Here is a 21,150-nt window from a genome sequence, read left to right as displayed (position 1 = left end):
GGCGGCGAGCCTGTTCTTGGTGCCTCAGACCGGGCGGACCCCTCCGGCGACCGGCATCGAGTGGAGATCCTCCTCGCAGACGTGTCCGCCGGGCCTCGGGGCGTGGATGATCCGGCCGTCGCCCTTGTACACGGCCACGTGCCGGAGCTCGTCGTAGAAGACCAGGTCGCCCGGGCGCAGGTCCTCGATGCCGACCCGGGTGCCCGCCATCGCCTGGTCCCACGTCGTACGGGGCAGGTCGACCCCGGCCGCCCGCCACGCGGCCTGGGTGAGCCCCGAGCAGTCGTACGAGCTGGGGCCGGTCGCGCCCCACACGTACGGCTTGCCGATCTGCGCCTCGGCGAAGGCCAGCACCTCGCGGGCCTTGCTGGTGCGGCCCGCCTCCGCGCCGGGGCGGCACGGCTCGGCCCGGTTCGGCTCGGTCGGGGTCGGCTCGGCCCGGTTCGGTTCGGGGTGGCACGGCTCGGTTCGCCGGGCCGGTGCGGACCCGGCCGTCGCACGGGCCAGCACCGCGCGGGCCTCGGCGAGCTTCCGCTGCGTGGTCTGCTTGGTGGTACGGAGCGACTCTTGCGCCTCGGACGCCGCGTCCGCCTCGGGCCCGGGCGCCGTATGCGTGGCGGGCGCCGCGTGCGTGGCGGGTGCCGCCCAGTCGGCCTCGGGCACCCGCTCGCTCGCCACGGGCGGGGGCAGGTGCTCGTCCACCGGCCCGGCCCCGGGCTGCGAGGGCAGGAGCGGCAGGGTCGGCGCCGGCGGCATCGGCGGTACCGGCGCCAGGCCGGTGAGCGGGTCGTACGCCGGCGCGCCGGGCGCGGGCGCCTCCGGGGCGCCCTCCAGGACGTCCCCCGGCGCCCCCGCGACGAGCGTGCCGCCCGCGGGCGTCGCGTCCGTGAGCGGCCCGCCCCCGAAGTCCGCGAACGCCCCGTCGCCGAAGGTTCCGTCCGCGAAAGCCCCGTCTGCGAAAGCCCTGTCCAGGGTGGGACCCTCCGCGTACACCCCGGTCCCGGCCCCGGCCGTCCCGCTCCCGCCCGCGAAGGCCCCGGCCGTCCCGCTCCCGCCCGTCCTGCTCAGGTCGCCCGTGTCACTCAGGTCGCTCAGGTCGCTCAGGCCGCTCACGTCGCTCCGGCCGCCCAGGCCGCTTCCGACCGGCAGGCCGCCGAGCCTCTCGCCGCCGCCCCGGGGCGCCTCCCCGCCGGTCCGGTCACCGCCTCCGCCGCCCGTGCGCTGCCGCGGGACGGCCCGCGGCGGCGGGGGCGCGGTCCGCGCGGGCTGCGTCGCCGCCGTACCCGCCTGCCGGTAGAGGTCGTCGACCTTTCTCTGTACCTCCTCGACCGTCGGCCCCCGGTCCGGATCGCCCGGAGCGGCGGTGGCGGCGGTCGCGCCCTGTGACGACAGGAGCGTGACCGAGGCCAGCGCGGCGGCCGTCGTGACCCCGACGGCGGGCGAGTGGGCATGCAGGGTGTGCAAGGTGCGCGTTGCGCGCGGCTTGCGATGCGACGCCAAGGCCGGCATCTCCTTCCGTGGACCGCCTACCGGGTCAGCTGTCAGGTTCGGGCGGAACGGAAGGTGCCCTACGGCCGTGCCCGAGGGCGGCGGGCCGATTCACCTCGGTCGTACGAGTCGTACGTGGTGGGTCCCCGGTTCCGAACTGCCCCGGAGGGCAGCACGAATTCGGCGTAAGCGGTCCGACCGGCGTGGTTCGCCGATGCGAAAACGGACCGCTTGGGCGAGCACGCTAGCCAAACTGTGGTGGTGCTGTGAAGGATGATGTTCGATATGCCCGATACGTTTTCGTGACCTTGGCGTGATGTCGCCGGGCCGGTGCGGAGCGTGACGATTCGGGCCTCTTGCCGGTTCGTCCACGGCTGTCAGTGGGGCCGCCTAGACTCGATAGGCGATGAGCAGCCTCTTTGACGACAGCTTCCTGGCGGACCTCCGGAACCACGCCTCCGAGGAGCCCCCGCCGCCCCCCGAGGACCGGGAGGGCCCCGGGCACGGCCCGGCCCCGGAGGAGGTCCCGCACGACCTCTTCGGCGGTCACTTCGACGTGCCCCCGGCCCGGGACAGCCACTACCGCGACGGCGCCCCGCGTCCGGTCGTCGACGCCGCCGCCCTCCTGGACGGGCTGAACGACCAGCAGCGCGCCGCCGTCGTGCACACCGGGTCCCCGCTGCTCATCGTCGCCGGTGCCGGGTCGGGCAAGACCCGGGTGCTCACCCACCGGATCGCCCACCTGCTGGCCACCCGGCACGTCCACCCCGGCCAGATACTGGCGATCACCTTCACCAACAAGGCCGCCGGCGAGATGAAGGAGCGCGTCGAGCAGCTCGTCGGCCCGCGCGCCAACGCGATGTGGGTCATGACCTTCCACAGCGCGTGCGTCCGCATCCTGCGCCGCGAGTCGAAGAAGCTCGGCTTCACCTCGTCCTTCTCGATCTACGACGCCGCCGACTCCAAGCGGCTGATGGCGCTGGTCTGCCGCGACCTGGACCTGGACCCGAAGAAGTTCCCGCCCAAGTCGTTCAGCGCCAAGATCTCCAACCTGAAGAACGAGCTGATCGACGAGGAGACCTTCGCCGACCAGGCCGCCGACGGTTTCGAGAAGACCCTCGCCGAGGCGTACCGGATGTACCAGGCGCGGCTGCGCGAGGCCAACGCCCTGGACTTCGACGACATCATCATGACGACGGTCCACCTGCTCCAGGCGTTCCCGGACGTCGCCGAGCACTACCGCCGCCGCTTCCGGCACGTCCTCGTCGACGAGTACCAGGACACCAACCACGCCCAGTACACCCTCGTCCGCGAGCTGGTCGGCACCGGGTACGAGGACCTGGGCCCGGCCGAGCTGTGCGTGGTGGGCGACGCCGACCAGTCGATCTACGCCTTCCGCGGCGCCACCATCCGCAACATCCTCCAGTTCGAGGAGGACTACCCGGACGCCACCACGATCCTCCTCGAACAGAACTACCGCTCGACGCAGACCATCCTGTCCGCCGCCAACGCGGTCATCGAGCGCAATGAGAGCCGCCGCCCCAAGAACCTGTGGACCAACGCCGGCGAGGGCGCCCGCATCACCGGGTACGTCGCGGACACCGAGCACGACGAGGCACAGTTCGTCGCCGACGAGATCGACCGGCTGACGGACGCGGGCGACGCCAAGGCCGGCGACGTCGCCGTCTTCTACCGGACGAACGCCCAGTCCCGTGTGTTCGAGGAGATCTTCATCCGCGTCGGCCTGCCGTACAAGGTCGTCGGCGGTGTCCGGTTCTACGAGCGCAAGGAGGTCCGCGACGTCCTCGCGTACCTGCGCGTCCTCGCCAACCCCGAGGACAACGTGCCGCTGCGCCGCATCCTCAACGTCCCCAAGCGCGGCATCGGCGAGCGCGCCGAGGCGATGGTCGACGCCCTCGCCCTGCGCGAGAAGATCACCTTCCCGCAGGCGCTGCGCCGCGTCGACGAGGCGTACGGCATGGCGGCCCGCTCGGCGAACGCGGTGAAGCGCTTCAACACGCTGATGGACGAGCTGCGCACCGTCGTCGAGTCCGGCGCCGGACCGGCGGTCGTCCTGGAGGCCGTCCTGGAGCGCACCGGGTATCTCGCCGAGCTCCAGGCGTCCACCGACCCGCAGGACGAGACCCGCATCGAGAACCTGCAGGAGCTGGCCGCCGTCGCCCTGGAGTACGAGCAGGGCCGCGGCGAGGACGAGGGCGCGGGCACCCTCGCCGAGTTCCTGGAGCAGGTCGCCCTCGTCGCCGACTCCGACCAGATCCCGGACGAGGACGAGGAGGGCTCCGGCGTTATCACGCTGATGACGCTGCACACCGCCAAGGGCCTGGAGTTCCCGGTGGTGTTCCTGACCGGCATGGAGGACGGCGTCTTCCCGCACATGCGGGCCCTCGGCCAGACCAAGGAGCTGGAGGAGGAGCGCCGCCTGGCGTACGTGGGCATCACCCGCGCCCGTGAGCGGCTCTACCTGACGCGGTCGACGCTGCGCAGCGCCTGGGGCCAGCCGTCGTACAACCCGCCGTCGCGCTTCCTGGAGGAGATCCCGGGGGCGTATCTGGAGTGGAAGCGCACGGGCGCCACGGCCAAGCCCGCCGGGCCGACGTCCGGGATCGCGTCGGCGCTGTCGTCGCGCGGGCGTTCCGGCGGCCCGTCCGGGTTCGCCACCCGCCGTGCGACCGACAAGCCGGTGATCTCACTGGCGGTGGGGGACCGGGTGACGCACGACCAGTTCGGGCTCGGCACGGTGATGGCGGTGACCGGGGCGGGCGCGGACGCGCAGGCCACGATCGACTTCGGCGACGAGAAGCCCAAGCGGCTCCTGCTGCGGTACGCGCCGGTCGAGAAGCTCTAGCGCTCCAGCGCTTCAGCGCCGCCGGGTGGCTACCGCCCGGTGGCGCCATGCCGGTCGGGCCTGGTGGCTCCGGGCCGGCCAAGGGCCTGGGGCCGGTGGCCGTGGGCTGTGGGCCGGGGGCCGGGGGCCGTGGGCCGGGGTCTCAGCCGGTCGGGTTGAGGCCGTGGCCGCGCAGCCACGGCACCGGGTCGATCGCGGCGCCGCCGCCGGGCCGTACCTCGAAGTGCAGGTGCGGTCCGGTGGAGTTGCCGGAGTTCCCGGAGTAGGCGATGACCTCGCCCGCCTTGACCTCGCCCGAGCGGATCTTGGTGCTGCTGAGGTGGCAGTACCAGGTCTCGGTGCCGTCCTTGGCGGTGACGATCGCCATGTTCCCGTACGCGCTGTTCCACTGCGTCCGCACGGTGCCGTCGGTCGCGGCCATCACCGGCGTGCCGTACTGCACGGGGAAGTCGATACCGGTGTGCAGGGACATCCAGTTGACGCCCGCCTGGCCGTACTGCGCGCTGAGCTGGTGCAGGGCCACGGGGAGGGCGAACTTGGGGCGCAGCGCCTCGCGGCGGGCCGCCTCCTCCTCGCGCTTCTTGCGCTCCGCCTCCTGGCGCGCCTTGAGGTCGATGCGCTCCTGGGTGCGGTTGGCACGGTCGCCGAAGTCGCGGGCGTCGGCGCTCAGGGCGGCCAGCTGGGTGTCGAGTTCGCTGTTGGCGACGACCGGCTTCACGGCGGTGGGCGCGTCGGCGGCCGTCACCGCCTTCTCGTCGCTCTTGGTCTCGCCGGGGGCGCCGTTGGTGAGGCCGCTGACGGAGGCCGCCGCGATGCCGGCGACGCCCATCACGCAGGCGGAGGGCACGGCGACGGTGAGAAGCGCGGACCGTTTGGCGGGAGTACGGCGCCGGCCGCGGCTGCCGCCGCCTCCGGTGCCCGAGGCTCCCGCGCGGCGCGAGGCCCGGGGGCCGGCCGGTGCGGCCGCCGCGGCCGGGACGACCGGGGCGATCGCGGTCTCGGTGAGGCTGTCGTGCAGGGCGTCGGCCCCGGCGAGGTCCCCGGGCAGCGGCTCGGCCGGCGCCTCCGGGGCGATGTCCCCGAGGAGTTCGGGCTCCGGGAGGGCGGCGTCGGCCACGGGCGACTGGTCGGCCGCCGCATAGTCGTACTGCTCGGGGACGGTGAAGGTCTCGGTCGCCGCGGCGGCGTGGTTCCAGGCCGTGGCGTCGTACGCGCCGGTCTCGAAGGGGGCCGCGGCCACGTTCCACTGGCCGGTGGTGTCGTAGGAGGCCGCCTCGTTCCAGGCGCCCGCGTCCCACTGCCCGGTGTGGCCCCCGGCGTACTCGACGTACCCGGTGGTGTCCGTCGTCGCCCACGCCTGGGTGGCGGTGGCGGCGGTGGTGGTGGCGGCGGTCCAGTGGCCGGTGTCGTACTGGCCGCTGCTGGTGCTGCTTTCGTATGCGTGCTCATAGGTGCCGGGAAGGGCACCGAAGAGAGGATCGGTGGCGAAGCTGCCGGTGGAATACGCGTCGTCTCCGACGTACCCGGCGTGGGGGTGCTGGTCGTCCACCAACTTCTCTCTCGCCTCGGCAGCAGAACCAGGTCTGGGACGGCCGGTGAGGCCCCCAGAGGGGAAAGCAGTGGGCGCGACTGTACCCGGCGGTATGCGCGAGCGACAATCTTCCGAGGGTTTTGGCTCTGCGGGAAACGGGCATTCGGCCGCCTTTCGGCGGAGTGTGGGCAGAGCTTTGGCCTTACGTTCGACAGGTGTTCGAAGAGTGGTCGGTTCGGGTTACGCCACTGACGCGGAATCAGACGTTCCGGCGGGTGTCCCGTCCTCGTCCAGGGCCTCCCGGACCCGCGCCGCCACCGCCGGGTGCACCGGCAGGGCGAGGTGGCCGATGCCGCTGACCCGGATGTTCCGGGCGATCAGGTCCGGGTGCTCGACCCGCGCCGTCTCCACCGGCACCATCCACCGGTCCAGGTCGCTCCAGAACGCCACGAACCGCGTACGGCACCGCGGCGCCGGCTCGCCCAACTCCCGCAGGACGGACGAACCGGGACGCATCTGGCGCACCAGCGGGTGGGCCGCCGCGAGCGGCGCGACGGTGGTGCCCCCGTGCGGTGTCCCCAGCGTCACCAGGGTGCGCACCCGGCGGTCACCGCCGAGGCGCTGCACGTAGTAGCGGGCGATCAGGCCGCCCAGGCTGTGGGCGACGACGTCGACCTCCTCGTGCCCGGTCCGGTCGCAGATCTCCTCGACGTGCCGCCCGAGCAGCTCGGCGGCGGCGCGGATGTCGCAGGTCAGCAGCGAGTGGTTCAGCGACTCCACATGGCGCCGCCCGTGGCGGGCGAGGGACCTGCGCAGCAGCACGAAGACGGAGCGGTTGTCGACGAAGCCGTGCAGCAGCACCGTCGGCGGCCGGGCCGCCGAGCCGCCCGGGAGTCCGGTCGCGCCCGGAAGCCGTGGCCGCTCGGCCGCGATCCCGGTCGGGTACAGGACGAGATGCCCGGCGAGGATCGCCAGCTCCAGGGCGGTGGCCTTGAGCAGCGCGGCGGACAGGCGCGACGGGAAGAAGGGCAGCAGCTTCCACGGCAACAGGACCCTCACGGCGGACCTCCGAACTGGGGGTGCCGTCCCGGAGGGGTGGCGCTGCGGCCGAACCGCCGCGCCGCGCGGCCGGCGGCACGGTGGTACGGCGACCTCGTCGCGGCTCCCAAGGCGACCGTCCCGGCCGCCCCCGCGGCTGAGGGGCGGTACGACGCGGATACGACGCGTGGCGAACGAACTTGTCCCACGGGTGATGTGCCCTTCGCCGCCCCGAGCGAAACGACGCCGGGACGGAGGCGGGGGCGTGTGCGGTGCGGGGCGGAGGCACCAGGGCGTGGGAGGGGGCGTGTGTGGTGCGGGGCGGCGGGCGCGGGGGGCGCCGGGCTGCCGGAGGCGTCTGCGATGCGTAGCGGGACGTCGGGGTGCCGGAGGCGTGGGCGGTGCGGAGCGGAGGCGCCGGGGCGCCGGGGCGGAGGCCGGGGCGTGGGAGGAGGCGTTGCGCGGGCGGTGGGCTGGTGGGTGCGGGACGTTGGGCTGCCGGGGGCGTGTGCGGTGCGTAGCGGGACGTCGGGGTGCCGGGGGCGTGTGCGGTGCGTGCGACTGGGGTGCGTTGGGCCCGCGAGCGTGTGCGGTGCGTACGGCTGGGGGGCGTTGGCCCGCGGGCCCGCCCGGGCCCCGGGGTCGTCCCGGCCACGCGGGCGTGCGCCCCGTGAGCGGGCCGCGCCGTACGTGGGCGAACCACCCTGGCGACCAAGGCGCCAGGCAGCCGGGGCAGTTGGCGCCCACGGGCCACCCCCGGCCGGCCTACCTCCGGGCCGCGCGGGCACCCCGGCTGCACCCGCCCGCGCCGAGCGCCCTTCCGCGCCGAGCACCGGGACGCCCGTCCCGGTCAGGCGCGGGGCCCGGGGACCGCGCCCGCCCCCGGGCCGCGCGCGCCCCGGGGCCTGCCCCGCCCGCAATCGCACCCGGCCGCGCCGAGCGCCGAGGCGCCCGTTCCGGTCAGGCGGGGGAGCAGGCGCCGCGCCTGCCCCCCGGCCGTGCCCGCCCGGCCGCGCGCCCCGGGGCCTGCCCCGCCCGCAACCGCACCCGCCCGCGCCGAGCGCCGAGGTGCCCGGGGGCGCCCGTCCCGGTCGGACGGGGGCCGCGCGCCCCCGGGGGCCTGCCCCGGCCGCGCCCGCGCCCGCCCGTGCCGAGCGCCGAGCGCCCTTCCGCGCCGGATGGGCGCCGGGGGCGTCCGTCCTAGTCGGGCGGGGCGCCCGGGGGCGCGGGCGGTTCTGCGAGCTCCGCCAGCATCGTGGAGCGTAGGCGCAGGGTGGCCACCAGGCGCTGGAACGCTTCCGACCAGTAGCCCCCCGCTCCCGGGGAGGCGTCCTCGGGCTCGTCGGGGACGGCGGTCAGGACCTCCAGCCGGTCCGCCTGGCCGGGGTCGAGGCACCGCTCGGCCAGGCCCATCACCCCGCTGAAGCTCCAGGGGTAGCTCCCCGCGTCCCGGGCGATGTCCAGCGCGTCGACCACGGCGCGGCCGAGCGGCTCGGCCCAGGGCACCGCGCAGACGCCGAGGAGCTGGAAGGCCTCCGACAGGCCGTGCGCCGCGATGAACCCGGCGACCCAGGCGGCCCGTTCCTCGCCGGGCAGGACCGACAGGAGCTTCGACCGCTCGGCGAGCGAGGAGGTGCCGGGGCCGGACGCGGGCGGGGTGGCCGGCGGCCCGAGCAGGGCGCGGGCCCAGTCGGGGTCCCGCTGCCGGACCGCCGCGCGGCACCACGCGGCGTGCAGTTCGTCGCGCCAGTCGTCGGCGACCGGGAGGGCGACCACGGCGGCGGGGGTGCGCCCGCCCAGTCGGGCCGGCCACACGGACAGCGGCGCCGCCTCGACGAGCTGGCCCAGCCACCAGGACCGCTCGCCCCGGCCGCTGGGCGGATCGGGCAGGACGCCGTCCCGCTGCATGCCCGCGTCGCACTCGTGCGGGGCCTCCACCGTGATCACCGCCTCGCCGCCCGTGCGGTCCAGCCCCACGCAGGTGGACGCCCGCTCGGCCATGCGGCGGGCGAACGCCGAGCGGGGCAGGGCGGAGAGCAACTCGGCGGCGGTGGAGCGGACATTGCGGCTGCGGTCGGAGAGCGCCTCCTCCAGGAACGGCTCGTCGTCACCGGACAGCCCGCTCCGCAGGGAGTCGAGGAACATCAGCCGGTCCTCGGCCCGTTCGGCGGACCAGGTCGAGGCCAGCAGCTGTCCCGCCGCGGCGGGATCGTGGGCCCGTACGGCGCCGAGCAGGGCCACCCGCTCGGCGAACAGGCCCTCCTCCCACAGGCACCGCACGGCCGCCTCGTCGTCCGGGTCCGGCAGCGCGGTGCCGCCCGGGGCGGCGCGCAGCGCGAACCGCCAGTCCGGGTTGAGCCGGGCCAGCCACAGACCGCGCGGCCCGGCGAGGGCGAGGGCGGCCGGCCGGAGGTCGGTACGGGCCCGGGCCGCGTCCAGCAGCGCGGGCAGGAGGGACGCGGGCGCCCGGTAGCCGTACTCCCCGGCCGCCGCCAGCCACTGCGGCAGCAGCTCCATCAGGTCGGGCGCCGCACCCCGGCGGCCCCCGCCCGCAGAGCCGCCGGAACGGTCGGCCAGCAGGTGGGCGAGCCGGCGCCGGGCCGCATCCGGCAGCGCCGGCCGCCCGTCGGGGGCCGCCGGCTCCGGCGGCGCGGCGGCGGGCCCGGGCAGCAGGCCCGCCCGGCGCCGCACGGTCCGGGCCGCGGCGGCGCCCAGCAGCGCGACCGGCGCGTCCCGGCCGGGCGCCGCGGCCAGGACGTCGGCGGCGGGCGCGCGGCGGTCCGTGCCGAGCAGTGCGGAGGCGACCAGGTCGTCCCAGGTGGTGGTGGTCATCGTGTCCTCCGGTGCGTCAGGTCAGCGCGACGGTCTCGGGGGTGTCCGCGGACCAGGCGGTCAGCGGGGTGAAGCCTCGGTGCCCGCACTCGCCGAACACCGTGACCGGCCTGCCCCCGGACAGGGCGGCCAGCCGCCACAGGCCCGGCCGGGCGAGGGCCTGCGGGGTCAGCGGCAGAGCGCCGCCGCCGTCCGCGCCGGCCACCTGCCAGGCGCCGTCCCCCTCCGGCACGGGGACGACACCGGTGAGCGTCACCGGCCAGGAGTCCAGCCACGGGTCGTCCCGCAGCGCCGATCCGTACGCGGCGAGGGCGTCGGCCACCGAACCACCGGGCGGCGGACCGGAGTCGGGGACCGGGTCGGCGTACCGCTCGCCCAGCTCGACCCGGAGCTGCCCCGCCCCCGCGTACCACCGCACGTCCGCGTCGAGCGCCACGCCCACGGGCAGGGCGAGGGCGGGTGCCCGCCCGGCCGCGCCGAACGACAGCACCAGGGCCGTACGCCCGCTGCTCCGCCCGTACAGCCAGACGCGACGGGTGGTCAGCCGGCCGTCCGAGGTGTCGTACTGGGCGAGGACCGACCAACGGTCGCGCACCGCCGGTCCCTCGGCGGGCCCGGTCAGGCCGACGCGGGTGCGGACCGTGGCCGCCAGTGGCTCGGGCAGCCGGTCGAGGCGCAGCCAGGCCCGGTCCAGGAGGTGCGTCAGCGCGCACTCCTCCAGCAGCCGCACCGGCCAGCCGGGCCCCGAGCCCGGTATCGCCCCCAGCTCCCTGACCCGGCCCGCCAGCCCGGGGGCCTGCGCGTCGACCATCCGGGCGGCGGTCTCCTCCCACGGCCCGTACCCCGACCGGTCGGCGGAGGCGAGACCGCCGCGCAGCAGGTCGGCCAGCCGCTGCTCCAGCTCCTCGGCGCCCGCGGTGATGCGGGCGGCCCGCTGCTCGGCCCGCCGCCGCGCCGCCACCGGATCCCCGCCGGAGCCTGCTCCTTCCCCCTTGTCCCCCGCGTCTCTCCCTCCTCTCCCTTCTCTCTCTTCCTTCTTCGCCTCCCGGGCGCGGCGGCCCGACAGCCATGTCTCCGCCCAGTCCGGCGGCTCGCCGCCCCGCACCGCCTCCTCGTCGGCGGCCCACACCAGGAGCAGCCCCAGCGCGTGCTTGCACGGGAACTTCCGGCTGGGGCAACTGCACGTGTAGGCCGGGCCGGTGGTGTCGACGACGGTCCGGTACGGCGTCTTCCCGCTGCCCCTGCACAGGCCCCACACGGCCCCCGAGCCGTCGCTCCCGCCGCCCGACCACGGCCCGGCCGTGCCGAGGCGGCTCCCCGCTCTGCGTGAGGCGTCGTCAGGAGCCAGTGCCAGCACCTGTTCCGCCGTCCAGCGCACCCCCTGCTGATTCATGTCCCCGACGGTAGGTGCCCCCACTGACAATCAGCTCTGACCAGCGGTTTCACCCTGACCGACCGCGAGTTGACTTGACCTCCCCTTTACTGTTTCCTGCCTGACACCACGCAACTCACTCCCTGGGGGGAACCATGAACCGCACCGGTCGCGCCGTCGCGTCCGCGCTCGTCGCCGGCGGGCTCGTCCTCGGCCTCGGCGCCTGCTCCGAGATCGCCGACGAGGCCGCCAAGCAGGTCGACAAGGAGGTCAACGCGCAGTACGAGGTGACGTACGAGATCACCGGCAAGGGCATCGACTCGATCGACTACCACGCCGACGGCGGTGACGCCACGAAGCCGAAGATCGAGTCCGTGAAGAAGCCCGCGCTGCCGTGGAAGAAGACCGTCAAGCTCCGCGGCCTGCTGCCGCCCGGTGTCCTCCCGGTCGCCGTCGACCCCGCCGGCGTCGAGATGAGCTGCAAGATCACGTACAAGGGCAAGGTCATCCAGGAGCAGACCGCCAAGGGCATGGCCGCCGCGACCGGCTGCATCGCCGTGTCGCCGGTCGCCGGCTGACACCGCGCCAACTCGGTTCGCCGAGCGGTCGCTTCCCGTCCTGCACGGCGGGAGCGGCCGATTGTCAGTGGCATGGTGCACGGTGGATTCCACACCCGGTCGCACATGATCTGGAGGGGGATCCATCACCGTGCCCGCACTCACCGAAGCCACCCAGGAAGCCACGAGCACGCCACGCGCCGAGGCCCTGCGCCCGCACGCGGAGGACGCGTTCGCGCACGAGCTGACGGCGCTCGCGGCGGCCGACGACCGGCCCCGCCCGGCCCGCTGGCGGCTGTCGCCCTGGGCCGTGGCCACCTATCTGCTCGGGGGCACCCTGCCCGACGGCACCGTGATCACACCGAAGTACGTCGGACCGCGCCGGATCGTCGAGGTCGCCGTCACCACCCTCGCCACCGACCGCGCCCTGCTGCTCCTCGGCGTCCCCGGCACCGCCAAGACCTGGGTCTCCGAGCACCTGGCCGCCGCCGTCAGCGGCGACTCCACCCTGCTGGTGCAGGGCACGGCCGGCACACCCGAGGAAGCCATCCGGTACGGCTGGAACTACGCGCGGCTCCTCGCCCACGGGCCCAGCCGCGACGCCCTCGTGCCCAGCCCCGTCATGCGCGCGATGTCCGAGGGCATGACCGCCCGCGTCGAGGAGCTGACCCGCATCCCCGCCGACGTGCAGGACACCCTCATCACCATCCTGTCCGAGAAGACCCTGCCCATCCCGGAGCTGGGCCAGGAGGTCCAGGCCGTCCGCGGGTTCAACCTCATCGCCACCGCCAACGACCGCGACCGCGGGGTCAACGACCTGTCCAGCGCACTGCGCCGGCGCTTCAACACCGTGGTGCTGCCGCTGCCCGCGACACCCGAGGCGGAGGTCGACATCGTCGCCCGCCGCGTGGAGCAGACCGGACGCGCCCTCGACCTGCCCGCCGCGCCGGAGGGCATCGACGAGATCCGCCGGGTCGTCACCGTCTTCCGCGAACTGCGCGACGGGGTCACCACCGACGGGCGCACCAAGCTCAAGTCCCCCTCCGGCACGCTGTCCACGGCCGAGGCCATCTCCGTCGTCACGGGCGGCCTCGCCCTCGCCGCGCACTTCGGCGACGGCGTGCTGCGCCCCGGCGACGTCGCCGCGGGCATCCTCGGCGCGGTCGTCCGCGACCCGGCGGCCGACCGGGTCGTCTGGCAGGAGTATCTGGAGACCGTCGTCCGCGAGCGGGACGGCTGGAAGGACTTCTACCGGGCGTGCCGCGAGGTGTCGGCATGACGGCCGCCGGGCCCCTGTTGCTCGGGGTCCGCCACCACGGGCCCGGTTCGGCCCGCGCCGTGCGGGCCGCGCTCGACGCGGCCAAGCCCGCCGCCGTACTGATCGAGGGCCCGCCCGAGGGGGACGCCCTGCTGCCGCTCGCCGCCGACCCGTCGATGAGCCCGCCCGTGGCCCTCCTGGCGCACGCCGTGGACGACCCCGGCCGGGCGTCGTTCTGGCCGATGGCGGAATTCTCCCCGGAGTGGGTCGCCCTGCGCTGGGCGCTCGACCACGGTGCGGCGGTGCGGTTCATCGACCTGCCGGCGGCGCACACGCTCGCCATGGCCCAGGACCCCACGTGGACGGACGGCGAGGGCGAGGAGGTGGACGGCGGCGAGCCCGGCGAGGCCGGTGACCGGCGGCACGGGCTGCGGATCGACCCCCTCGCCGTGCTCGCCCGGACCGCCGGGTACGACGACCCCGAGCGCTGGTGGGAGGACGTGGTCGAGCACCGTTCGACCGGGGCCGACCCGCACGGCCCACCGCCGGACACCGCCCCGGGCGCCGCCCCGGGCACGGCTCCTAGCGCCGCCGTGGGCACGGCTCCCGGCGCCGCACTGGACACCGCCTCGGACGCCGCCCCGGAGGCCGCCTCTCGCCCCGCCCCCGGCGCCCCCGCCCCGGGAGCCGGTCCGGACATCGCCCCGGGAGCCGCTTCTCGCCAGGCCCCCGGTGGCCCCGGCCAGGGCGACCGCACCCCCGGGCACAGCGCCCACGGCGACCGCGCCCCGGGAGCCGGTCCGGACATCGCCCCGGGAGCCGCCTTTCGCCAGGCCCCCGATGGCGCCGGCCAGGGCGACCGCGCCCCCGGCCACAGCGACCCCGGCCCCCGCGCCCCCGGCGAGCGCGACTCCGACGAGCCCGGCTCAGGACACGGCCCCGCCCATGACCCGCTCGCCGTCTTCGCCGGCCTCGCCGACGCCATGGCGGCCCTCCGCGAGACGCACGGGCACGGCGGGCACGAGCGCGACCTGGTCCGCGAGGCGTACATGCGCCTCCAGCTCCGCGCCGCGCGCAAGGAGCACGGCGACGCCGTGGCCGTGGTCTGCGGCGCCTGGCACGTGCCCGCCCTCGCCGCGAAGACGACCGTCACGGCGGACCGGGCCCTCCTCAAGGGGCTGCCCAAGGTGAAAACGGAGATCACCTGGGTGCCCTGGACGCACCGCCGCCTCGCCCGCCGCAGCGGGTACGGCGCCGGAATCGACTCGCCCGGCTGGTACGGCCACCTGTTCGCGGCGCCCGACCGGCCCGTCGAGCGCTGGATGACCAAGGTCGCCGGACTGCTCCGGGAGGAGGACCGGCCGGTCTCCACGGCGCATGTCATCGAGGCGGTCCGGCTCGCCGGGACGCTCGCCGCCCTGCGCGGACGCCCCCTGGCCGGGCTGACCGAGACGGTCGACGCGATACGGGCGGTGATGTGCGACGGCTCCGACGTGCCGCTGGACCTGATCCGGGACCGGCTGATCATCGGGGACGTCCTCGGCGAGGTGCCCGACACCGCCCCCGCCGTGCCGTTGCAGCGCGACCTCACCAGGCTCCAGCGCACCCTGCGCCTCAAGCCGGAGGCGTCGGAGCGGGACCTCGACCTCGACCTGCGCAAGGACACCGACGCCGCGAAGAGCCGGCTCCTGCACCGGCTGCGGCTGCTCGGCATCGGCTGGGGGGAACCGGCCGCGGAGCGCGCCGGCACCGGCACGTTCCGGGAGGGCTGGCGGCTGCGCTGGGAGCCCGAGCTGCATGTGCGGGTCGCCGAGGCCGGGGTGTGGGGCACCACCGTCCACACGGCCGCCACCGCCCGGGCCGAGGCGGACGCCCTCGCGGCGACCGCGCTCGCCGAGGTCACCGCGCTCGCCGAGCGCTGCCTGCTCGCCGGGCTGTCCGAGGCGCTGCCCGTGGTGATGCGGGCGCTCGCCGACCGGGCGGCGCTCGACGCGGACGTCGGCCACCTCGCCCAGGCCCTGCCCGCGCTGGCCCGGTCCCTGCGGTACGGCGACGTACGGTCCACGGACACCGCCGCGCTGGCCGAGGTCGCCGGTGGCCTCGCCGCCCGGATCTGCGTCGGGCTGCCGCCCGCCTGCACGGCGCTCGACGCCGACGGCGCCGCCGAGATGCGCGGCCACCTCGACGCCGTCCACACCGCGATCCGGCTCCTGCCGGAGGCGGCGGACCCGGCGGAGGACCTGCCCGCGCGCTGGGCCGGCGTCCTCGGCAGGCTCGCCGGCCGCGACCGGGTGCCCGGCGTCCTGCGGGGCCGGGCCGCCCGGCTGCTGCTGGACGACGGGCGGCTCGGCGAGGACGAGGCCGCCCGGCTGATGGGCCTCGCGCTGTCACCCGGCACCCCGCCCGCCGAGGCGGCCGCCTGGATCGAGGGCTTCGTCGGCGGGGGCGAGGGCAACCCGGGCGGAGGCATGCTGCTCGTCCACGACGAGCGGCTCCTCGGACTGGTCGACGCCTGGCTCACCGGCGTACCGGCGGAGGCGTTCACCGACGTCCTGCCGCTGCTGCGGCGCACGTTCGGCGCGTACGAACCGGGCGTCCGGCGCACCCTGGGCGAGCTGGTCCGGCGCGGTCCCTCGGGCACGGCACCGGGCGGGGGCGAGGGGTGGCCGCCCGGCTTCGCGGCGGAGCGGGACGAGCGGCGGGCCGACGCGGTGCTGCCCCTGCTGAGCCTGCTGCTGGGCGACGACCCGGGCACGGCCGGAACCGGCACGGCCGACACCGGCACGGTCGCCACGGGCACGGTCGCCACGGGCACGATCGGCACCGGCCCGGCTGGCACCGGAGCCGCGGGCGGAAGCACCGGCACCGGCCCAGCCGACATTGGCACGGTCGCCACGGGCACGACCGGCACCGGCCCAGCCGGCGCCGGAGCCGCCGGCGGAAGCACCGGCAGCGGGACCAGTACCGGCGACGACACCGGGACCAGCACCGGCGACGGCACCGGGACCAGTGCCGGCGACGACACCGGCACCGGACACGACGATCTTGTGGGGGCGGGACGATGAGCGGTGACCGGACACCGGGCGGGACCCGGGGCGCGGAGACGGACACCGGGACCGGGGCCGGCGACGAGCGGTTGCGGCGCTGGCGGCTGGTGCTGGGCGGGGGAGAGGCCGACGGCACCGGCCGGGCCCTCACCGGGACCGACGCCGCCATGGACGGCACCCTCGCCGCGCTCTACGGGGACGCGCAGGGCGGCGGGCGGAACGACCGGGGCCGCACCGGGCGGGACCGGGCGGCGGGGCTCGGTGGGTCGGCACCGTCCGTCGCCCGGTGGCTCGGCGACATCCGCACCTACTTCCCCAGCTCGGTCGTCCAGGTCATGCAGCGCGACGCGATCGACCGGCTCGGGCTGTCGGCGCTGCTGCTGGAGCCCGAGATGCTGGAGGCGGTCGAGGCGGACGTCCACCTCGTCGGCACCTTCCTCTCGCTGAACAAGGCCATGCCCGAGACCACCCGGGAGACCGCGCGGGCCGTCGTCCGCAAGGTCGTCGAGGACCTGGAGAAGCGGCTCGCCGGCCGCACCCGCGCCACCCTCACCGGGGCGCTCGACCGCAGTGCGCGCGTCACCCGGCCGCGCCACCGGGACATCGACTGGGACCGCACGGTCCGGGCCAACCTCAAGAACTACCTCCCGGAGCACCGCACGGTCGTGCCCGAGCGGCTGATCGGCCACGGGCGCTCGGCGCGGTCCGTGAAGAAGGACGTGGTGCTCTGCATCGACCAGTCCGGTTCGATGGCGGCCTCCGTCGTGTACGCGTCGGTGTTCGGAGCCGTACTGGCCTCGATGCGGTCCCTGGACACCCGGCTCGTCGTGTTCGACACGGCCGTCGTCGACCTCACGGACCAGCTCGACGACCCGGTGGACGTGCTGTTCGGCACGCAGCTCGGCGGCGGGACGGACATCAACCGGGCCCTCGCGTACTGCCAGTCGCGGATCACCCGCCCCGCCGACACCGTCGTCGTCCTGATCAGCGACCTCTACGAGGGCGGGATACGCGACGAGATGCTGAAGCGGGTGGCGGCGATGAAGGCGGCGGGCGTGCAGTTCGTGACGCTGCTGGCGCTGTCGGACGAGGGCGCCCCGGCCTACGACCGGCAGCACGCGGCCGCCCTCGCGGCACTCGGCGCGCCGGCCTTCGCCTGCACCCCCGACCTCTTCCCGGAGGTGATGGCGGCGGCGCTGGAGAAGCGCCCTCTGCCCATACCGGAGGCCACCTCTGCCTGAAGGTGCCCGGCGGGTACGGAATCCGCAGTGGCGGCCCTGCGGAATCCGCAGTGGCGGCCCTGCGGAATCCGCAGTGGCGGGCGGTCCCGTGCCTCGCGGGGCCGCCCGGGGGAGGCGCATGCTTGTGACAGGTATCACCGCCCGGGTGTGAGCCTCGATTTAGGTGCCCCGGTCTCCCGGGGATAACCTGCGAGACGGACATGCCGCGTCCACGGACACCGTGTACGCCTCCCTTGTGACAGCGCAGTCACGTTGCCCTCCGCGGCACGCCCACGCAGACAACGAACCGCGATCACCAGAAAAGGGACGGACGCGCGTGGACCTGTTCGAGTACCAGGCGAGGGACCTCTTCGCCAAGCACGGTGTACCGGTGCTGGCCGGTGAAGTCATCGACACGCCTGAGGCGGCGCGCGAGGCCACCGAGCGTCTTGGCGGCAAGTCGGTCGTCAAGGCGCAGGTGAAGGTCGGCGGCCGCGGCAAGGCCGGCGGCGTCAAGCTGGCCGCCACCCCGGACGAGGCCGTCGCCCGCGCGACGGACATCCTCGGGATGGACATCAAGGGCCACACGGTCCACAAGGTGATGATCGCCGAGACCGCTCCGGAGATCGTGGAGGAGTACTACGTCTCCTACCTCCTCGACCGCACCAACCGCACCTTCCTGGCCATGGCCTCGGTCGCGGGCGGCATGGACATCGAGGAAGTCGCCGCGACGACGCCCGAGAAGCTCGCCAAGGTCCCGGTCGACGCCAACGACGGCGTCACGATCGAGAAGGCCCGCGAGATCGTCGCGCAGGCGCAGTTCCCGGCCGACGTGGCCGAGAAGGTCGCCGAGGTCATGGTGACGCTGTGGAAGACCTTCGTCGCCGAGGACGCCCTCCTCGTCGAGGTCAACCCGCTCGCCAAGGTCGCCTCGGGCGAGATCCTCGCCCTCGACGGCAAGGTGTCGCTGGACGCCAACGCCGACTTCCGCCAGCCGGAGCACGAGGCGCTCGAGGACAAGGCCGCAGCCAACCCGCTCGAGGCTGCCGCCAAGGCCAAGAACCTCAACTACGTCAAGCTCGACGGCGAGGTCGGCATCATCGGCAACGGCGCGGGTCTGGTCATGTCGACCCTCGACGTCGTCGCGTACGCCGGTGAGGCGCACGGCGGCGTGAAGCCGGCCAACTTCCTCGACATCGGCGGCGGCGCCTCCGCGCAGGTCATGGCGAACGGCCTGGAGATCATCCTGGGCGACCCGGACGTCAAGTCCGTCTTCGTCAACGTCTTCGGTGGCATCACCGCCTGCGACGAGGTCGCCAACGGCATCGTCCAGGCGCTGAAGCTGCTCGCCGACAAGGGCGAGGAAGTCACCAAGCCGCTGGTCGTGCGCCTCGACGGCAACAACGCGGAGCTGGGTCGCAAGATCCTGTCGGACGCCAACCACCCGCTCGTGCAGCGCGTGGACACCATGGACGGCGCGGCCGACAAGGCCGCCGAGCTCGCGGCTGCGAAGTAAGGGACGAGGTCGGAAACACCATGGCTATCTTCCTGACCAAGGAAAGCAAGGTCATCGTCCAGGGCATGACCGGTGCCACGGGCATGAAGCACACCAAGCTCATGCTGGGTGACGGCACCAACATCGTCGGTGGCGTCAACCCGCGCAAGGCCGGCACGTCCGTCGACTTCGACGGCACCTCCGTCCCGGTCTTCGGCACCGTCGCCGAGGCCATGAAGGAGACCGGCGCCGACGTCTCGGTCCTCTTCGTGCCGCCGGCCTTCGCCAAGGCCGCCGTGATCGAGGCCATCGACGCCGAGATCCCGCTGGCCGTCGTCATCACCGAGGGCATCGCCGTCCACGACTCCGCCGCCTTCTGGGCGTACGCGAAGGCCAAGGGCAACAAGACCCGCATCATCGGCCCCAACTGCCCCGGCCTGATCACGCCGGGCCAGTCCAACGCCGGCATCATCCCGGGCGACATCACCAAGCCCGGCAAGATCGGTCTGGTGTCCAAGTCGGGCACGCTGACCTACCAGATGATGTACGAGCTGCGTGACATCGGCTTCTCGTCCGCCGTCGGCATCGGTGGCGACCCGGTCATCGGCACCACCCACATCGACGCGCTCGCGGCCTTCGAGGCCGACCCCGAGACCGAGCTGATCGTGATGATCGGCGAGATCGGCGGCGACGCGGAGGAGCGGGCGGCCGACTTCATCAAGTCCAACGTCACCAAGCCGGTCGTCGGCTACGTCGCGGGCTTCACCGCCCCCGAGGGCAAGACGATGGGCCACGCCGGTGCGATCGTGTCCGGCTCGTCCGGCACCGCGCAGGCGAAGAAGGAGGCCCTGGAGGCCGCGGGCGTCAAGGTCGGCAAGACGCCGACCGAGACGGCCAAGCTCGCGCGCGCCATCCTGGCCGGCTGACACCGGCCCAACACCGGCACCAGCCCGGCATCGGCCGACGCTGACGCGGACGCCGACTCCGCGAGCACGGCGAACGCCGCGAGCACCGCGAAGCCCGCGGACGCGCGGAGGCCGCACAGGCGAGGGGCCCGCCCCCGGACGTACGTCATGGACGTCCCGGGGCGGGCCCCTCGGCGTTCCGGGCGCTGCCGCGCCGTGCGGCCCCGGCCGCCTCAGTGGGTGTCGGGCACCAGGCGGGGCGGCCCGGTGACCGGTTCGTCGCGCAGCCGGTCACGCAGCGCCGCGCCGCGCGGGGTGAGCCGCTCGGGACCGCTGAGGACCGGGACGCCCTCGACCGCCTCGCCGGGCGCGAGGGGCGGGTGGTACGCGGTGGGCGCGGTGGCCAGGGTGAACGCGGTCGCGCCGACGACGAGCGCCGTCAGCCCGAAGGCCGCCCGGGTCCACCCCCGCACCCGGCGCTCACTGCCGCCCCGCACGGTCCGGGGCGTGGCCAGCACCATGGTGGGGCCCTTGTCGAGCAGCGCGGCCAGCCGCCGGTGCAGCACCGCCGGGTCGGCGGTCTCGGGCACGCGCGCGGCGAGCAGTTCACGGGCGTGCAGGACGCGGTTGCCCGCGGCGGGCGTGCTCGCCTCCGTCTCGGCGGCCGTCTCCGGGAGGTCCAGGCCGAGGCCGTCGTACAGCAGCAGCGTGCGGCGGTACGCGGGCGGCAGCTCCAGCAGCGCCTCGCGCAGCGCCCGCGCCGCCCGGTCGGTGGGGGGCTCGTCGGGCTGCCGGTGCGAGGGGCGCAGCCGGTGCCAGGGCGACAGCGCGTAGTCGTGCACGGCCGCCCGCACCCACCCCGCCGGATCGCGGTCGACCGCCACCCTGGGCCAGTGCTGCCACGCCTGGTGGAAGGCGTACTCGACGGCCTCGCGGGACAGCCGGCGGCGGCCGGTGAGCAGATACGCCTGCTGTACGAGGAGGGGAGCGGCGTACGTGTAGAGCGCGTCGAACGCGTCGGCGGGCGCGGGCACCGCGGGCACCGCGGGCGCGGCCGCCGCCCCCGGGGCCCCCGCCCCCGGCGCGCCGGCCGTCTCGGGAGCCTCGGGGGCTTCCGGCGCCTCGGCCTTCGGGCATCCCGCCTCTTGAGGCTCCGGAGCCACCGGGGACACCGGGGACGTCGGAGGCTCCGTGGACACCGGGGCGTCCGGGGTGCGCGGGTCGGCCGGGGCGTCCTCCCGGGCGGCGCTCAGCAGCCGCGCGTACGCCTCCCGTTTGCGCCCGCGCGGAGTCGTGCGCCCCGTCTCCCAGGAGCGGACCGTCGCCCGGGTCACCCCGACGTGCTGGGCGACCTGATCCTCCGTCATGGACATCGCCTCACGCAGCCGCCGCCGCTCCTTGGGGGACGGCAGCGGGGGCGCCGGACGGGACGCCGACCGCGAGGCGGAACGAGGAGCACTGTGGGTGGCCGTGTCCGGGGTCATGGCCGTCCCCCGGCAGGGCCACGCGTGGCGAAAAAGTACATAACCGTATATTGCGCG

General features: G+C 75.2%; 13 protein-coding genes and 1 riboswitch. Of the genes, 7 read left to right on the top strand and 6 right to left on the bottom strand.

Annotation, left to right across the window (positions count from 1 at the left end; translation table 11 throughout):
* Positions 1 to 24: 24 nt before the first annotated feature.
* Positions 25 to 1,500: a C40 family peptidase gene (locus ACF08D_RS14520; protein ID WP_392222937.1), complete on the bottom strand. Its 1,476-nt coding sequence runs from the start codon at positions 1,498 to 1,500 to the stop codon at positions 25 to 27.
* Positions 1,501 to 1,507: 7 nt separating this feature from the next.
* Positions 1,508 to 1,684, bottom strand: a riboswitch (cyclic di-AMP (ydaO/yuaA leader).
* Between the two features lie 210 nt (positions 1,685 to 1,894).
* On the opposite strand from ACF08D_RS14520, the gene pcrA reads away from it, so the two are divergent.
* Positions 1,895 to 4,354, top strand: a complete 2,460-nt coding sequence (pcrA, locus tag ACF08D_RS14515) for a DNA helicase PcrA (RefSeq protein WP_392222936.1) — start codon at positions 1,895 to 1,897, stop codon at positions 4,352 to 4,354.
* A gap of 142 nt (positions 4,355 to 4,496) precedes the next feature.
* Here pcrA and ACF08D_RS14510 read toward each other — a convergent pair whose 3' ends face one another.
* The 4 genes from ACF08D_RS14510 to ACF08D_RS14495 all read right to left on the bottom strand — a co-directional run bounded on the left by ACF08D_RS14510 (position 4,497) and on the right by ACF08D_RS14495 (position 11,148).
* On the bottom strand, positions 4,497 to 5,903 hold the full coding sequence (locus tag ACF08D_RS14510; RefSeq protein ID WP_392222935.1) for a M23 family metallopeptidase: 1,407 nt from the start codon (positions 5,901 to 5,903) through the stop codon (positions 4,497 to 4,499).
* A 222-nt stretch (positions 5,904 to 6,125) separates the two neighbouring features.
* Positions 6,126 to 6,944 carry an esterase/lipase family protein gene (locus tag ACF08D_RS14505; RefSeq protein ID WP_392222934.1) on the bottom strand — a complete coding sequence of 273 codons (819 nt, stop codon included), beginning with the start codon at positions 6,942 to 6,944 and terminating at the stop codon, positions 6,126 to 6,128.
* 1,179 nt (positions 6,945 to 8,123) lie between these two features.
* Positions 8,124 to 9,755 (bottom strand): DUF5691 domain-containing protein, encoded by a 1,632-nt coding sequence (locus ACF08D_RS14500; protein ID WP_392222933.1) that lies wholly within the window; start codon positions 9,753 to 9,755, stop codon positions 8,124 to 8,126.
* A gap of 16 nt (positions 9,756 to 9,771) precedes the next feature.
* On the bottom strand, positions 9,772 to 11,148 hold the full coding sequence (locus tag ACF08D_RS14495; RefSeq protein ID WP_392222932.1) for an SWIM zinc finger family protein: 1,377 nt from the start codon (positions 11,146 to 11,148) through the stop codon (positions 9,772 to 9,774).
* 134 nt (positions 11,149 to 11,282) lie between these two features.
* On the opposite strand from ACF08D_RS14495, the gene ACF08D_RS14490 reads away from it, so the two are divergent.
* The 6 genes from ACF08D_RS14490 (at position 11,283) to sucD (ending at position 19,630) form a co-directional block, all read left to right on the top strand.
* Positions 11,283 to 11,705 carry an MmpS family transport accessory protein gene (locus ACF08D_RS14490; protein ID WP_392222931.1) on the top strand — a complete coding sequence of 141 codons (423 nt, stop codon included), beginning with the start codon at positions 11,283 to 11,285 and terminating at the stop codon, positions 11,703 to 11,705.
* 124 nt (positions 11,706 to 11,829) lie between these two features.
* Positions 11,830 to 12,963 carry an AAA family ATPase gene (locus ACF08D_RS14485; protein ID WP_392223199.1) on the top strand — a complete coding sequence of 378 codons (1,134 nt, stop codon included), beginning with the start codon at positions 11,830 to 11,832 and terminating at the stop codon, positions 12,961 to 12,963.
* On the top strand, positions 12,960 to 16,007 hold the full coding sequence (locus ACF08D_RS14480) for a DUF5682 family protein (protein WP_392222930.1): 3,048 nt from the start codon (positions 12,960 to 12,962) through the stop codon (positions 16,005 to 16,007). Before ACF08D_RS14485 ends, ACF08D_RS14480 begins: the two co-directional genes overlap by 4 nt.
* Positions 16,004 to 17,230, top strand: coding sequence for a VWA domain-containing protein (locus ACF08D_RS14475; RefSeq protein ID WP_392222929.1), 1,227 nt, complete (start codon positions 16,004 to 16,006; stop codon positions 17,228 to 17,230). The genes ACF08D_RS14480 and ACF08D_RS14475 overlap by 4 nt, the downstream gene beginning before the upstream one ends.
* 316 nt (positions 17,231 to 17,546) lie before the next feature.
* Entirely contained in the window at positions 17,547 to 18,725 is a 1,179-nt protein-coding gene (gene sucC / locus ACF08D_RS14470; protein ID WP_392222928.1) for an ADP-forming succinate--CoA ligase subunit beta, read from the top strand.
* Between the two features lie 20 nt (positions 18,726 to 18,745).
* Positions 18,746 to 19,630 carry a succinate--CoA ligase subunit alpha gene (gene sucD / locus ACF08D_RS14465; protein WP_392222927.1) on the top strand — a complete coding sequence of 295 codons (885 nt, stop codon included), beginning with the start codon at positions 18,746 to 18,748 and terminating at the stop codon, positions 19,628 to 19,630.
* Positions 19,631 to 19,842: 212 nt separating this feature from the next.
* Here sucD and ACF08D_RS14460 read toward each other — a convergent pair whose 3' ends face one another.
* Complete coding sequence (locus ACF08D_RS14460) at positions 19,843 to 21,093, bottom strand: sigma factor-like helix-turn-helix DNA-binding protein (RefSeq protein ID WP_392222926.1); 1,251 nt, start codon at positions 21,091 to 21,093, stop codon at positions 19,843 to 19,845.
* Positions 21,094 to 21,150 lie beyond the last annotated feature (57 nt).

Origin of the sequence: Streptomyces sp. NPDC015131, assembly GCF_043079975.1 — a bacterium.
In the GTDB taxonomy this organism is placed as follows: domain Bacteria; phylum Actinomycetota; class Actinomycetes; order Streptomycetales; family Streptomycetaceae; genus Streptomyces.
Note: the sequence above shows the minus strand (reverse complement) of the source record. Positions and strands in the feature narration are given on the sequence as shown.

Excerpts from the sequence above, each read along its gene's own strand:
- ACF08D_RS14460 (WP_392222926.1), bottom strand. The coding sequence starts at position 21,093 with ATGACCCCGGACACGGCCACCCACAGTGCTCCTCGTTCCGCCTCGCGG.
- ACF08D_RS14490 (WP_392222931.1), top strand. The coding sequence starts at position 11,283 with ATGAACCGCACCGGTCGCGCCGTCGCGTCCGCGCTCGTCGCCGGCGGG.
- pcrA (WP_392222936.1), top strand. The coding sequence starts at position 1,895 with ATGAGCAGCCTCTTTGACGACAGCTTCCTGGCGGACCTCCGGAACCAC.
- ACF08D_RS14495 (WP_392222932.1), bottom strand. The coding sequence starts at position 11,148 with ATGAATCAGCAGGGGGTGCGCTGGACGGCGGAACAGGTGCTGGCACTG.
- ACF08D_RS14500 (WP_392222933.1), bottom strand. The coding sequence starts at position 9,755 with ATGACCACCACCACCTGGGACGACCTGGTCGCCTCCGCACTGCTCGGC.
- ACF08D_RS14475 (WP_392222929.1), top strand. The coding sequence starts at position 16,004 with ATGAGCGGTGACCGGACACCGGGCGGGACCCGGGGCGCGGAGACGGAC.
- ACF08D_RS14480 (WP_392222930.1), top strand. The coding sequence starts at position 12,960 with ATGACGGCCGCCGGGCCCCTGTTGCTCGGGGTCCGCCACCACGGGCCC.
- sucD (WP_392222927.1), top strand. The coding sequence starts at position 18,746 with ATGGCTATCTTCCTGACCAAGGAAAGCAAGGTCATCGTCCAGGGCATG.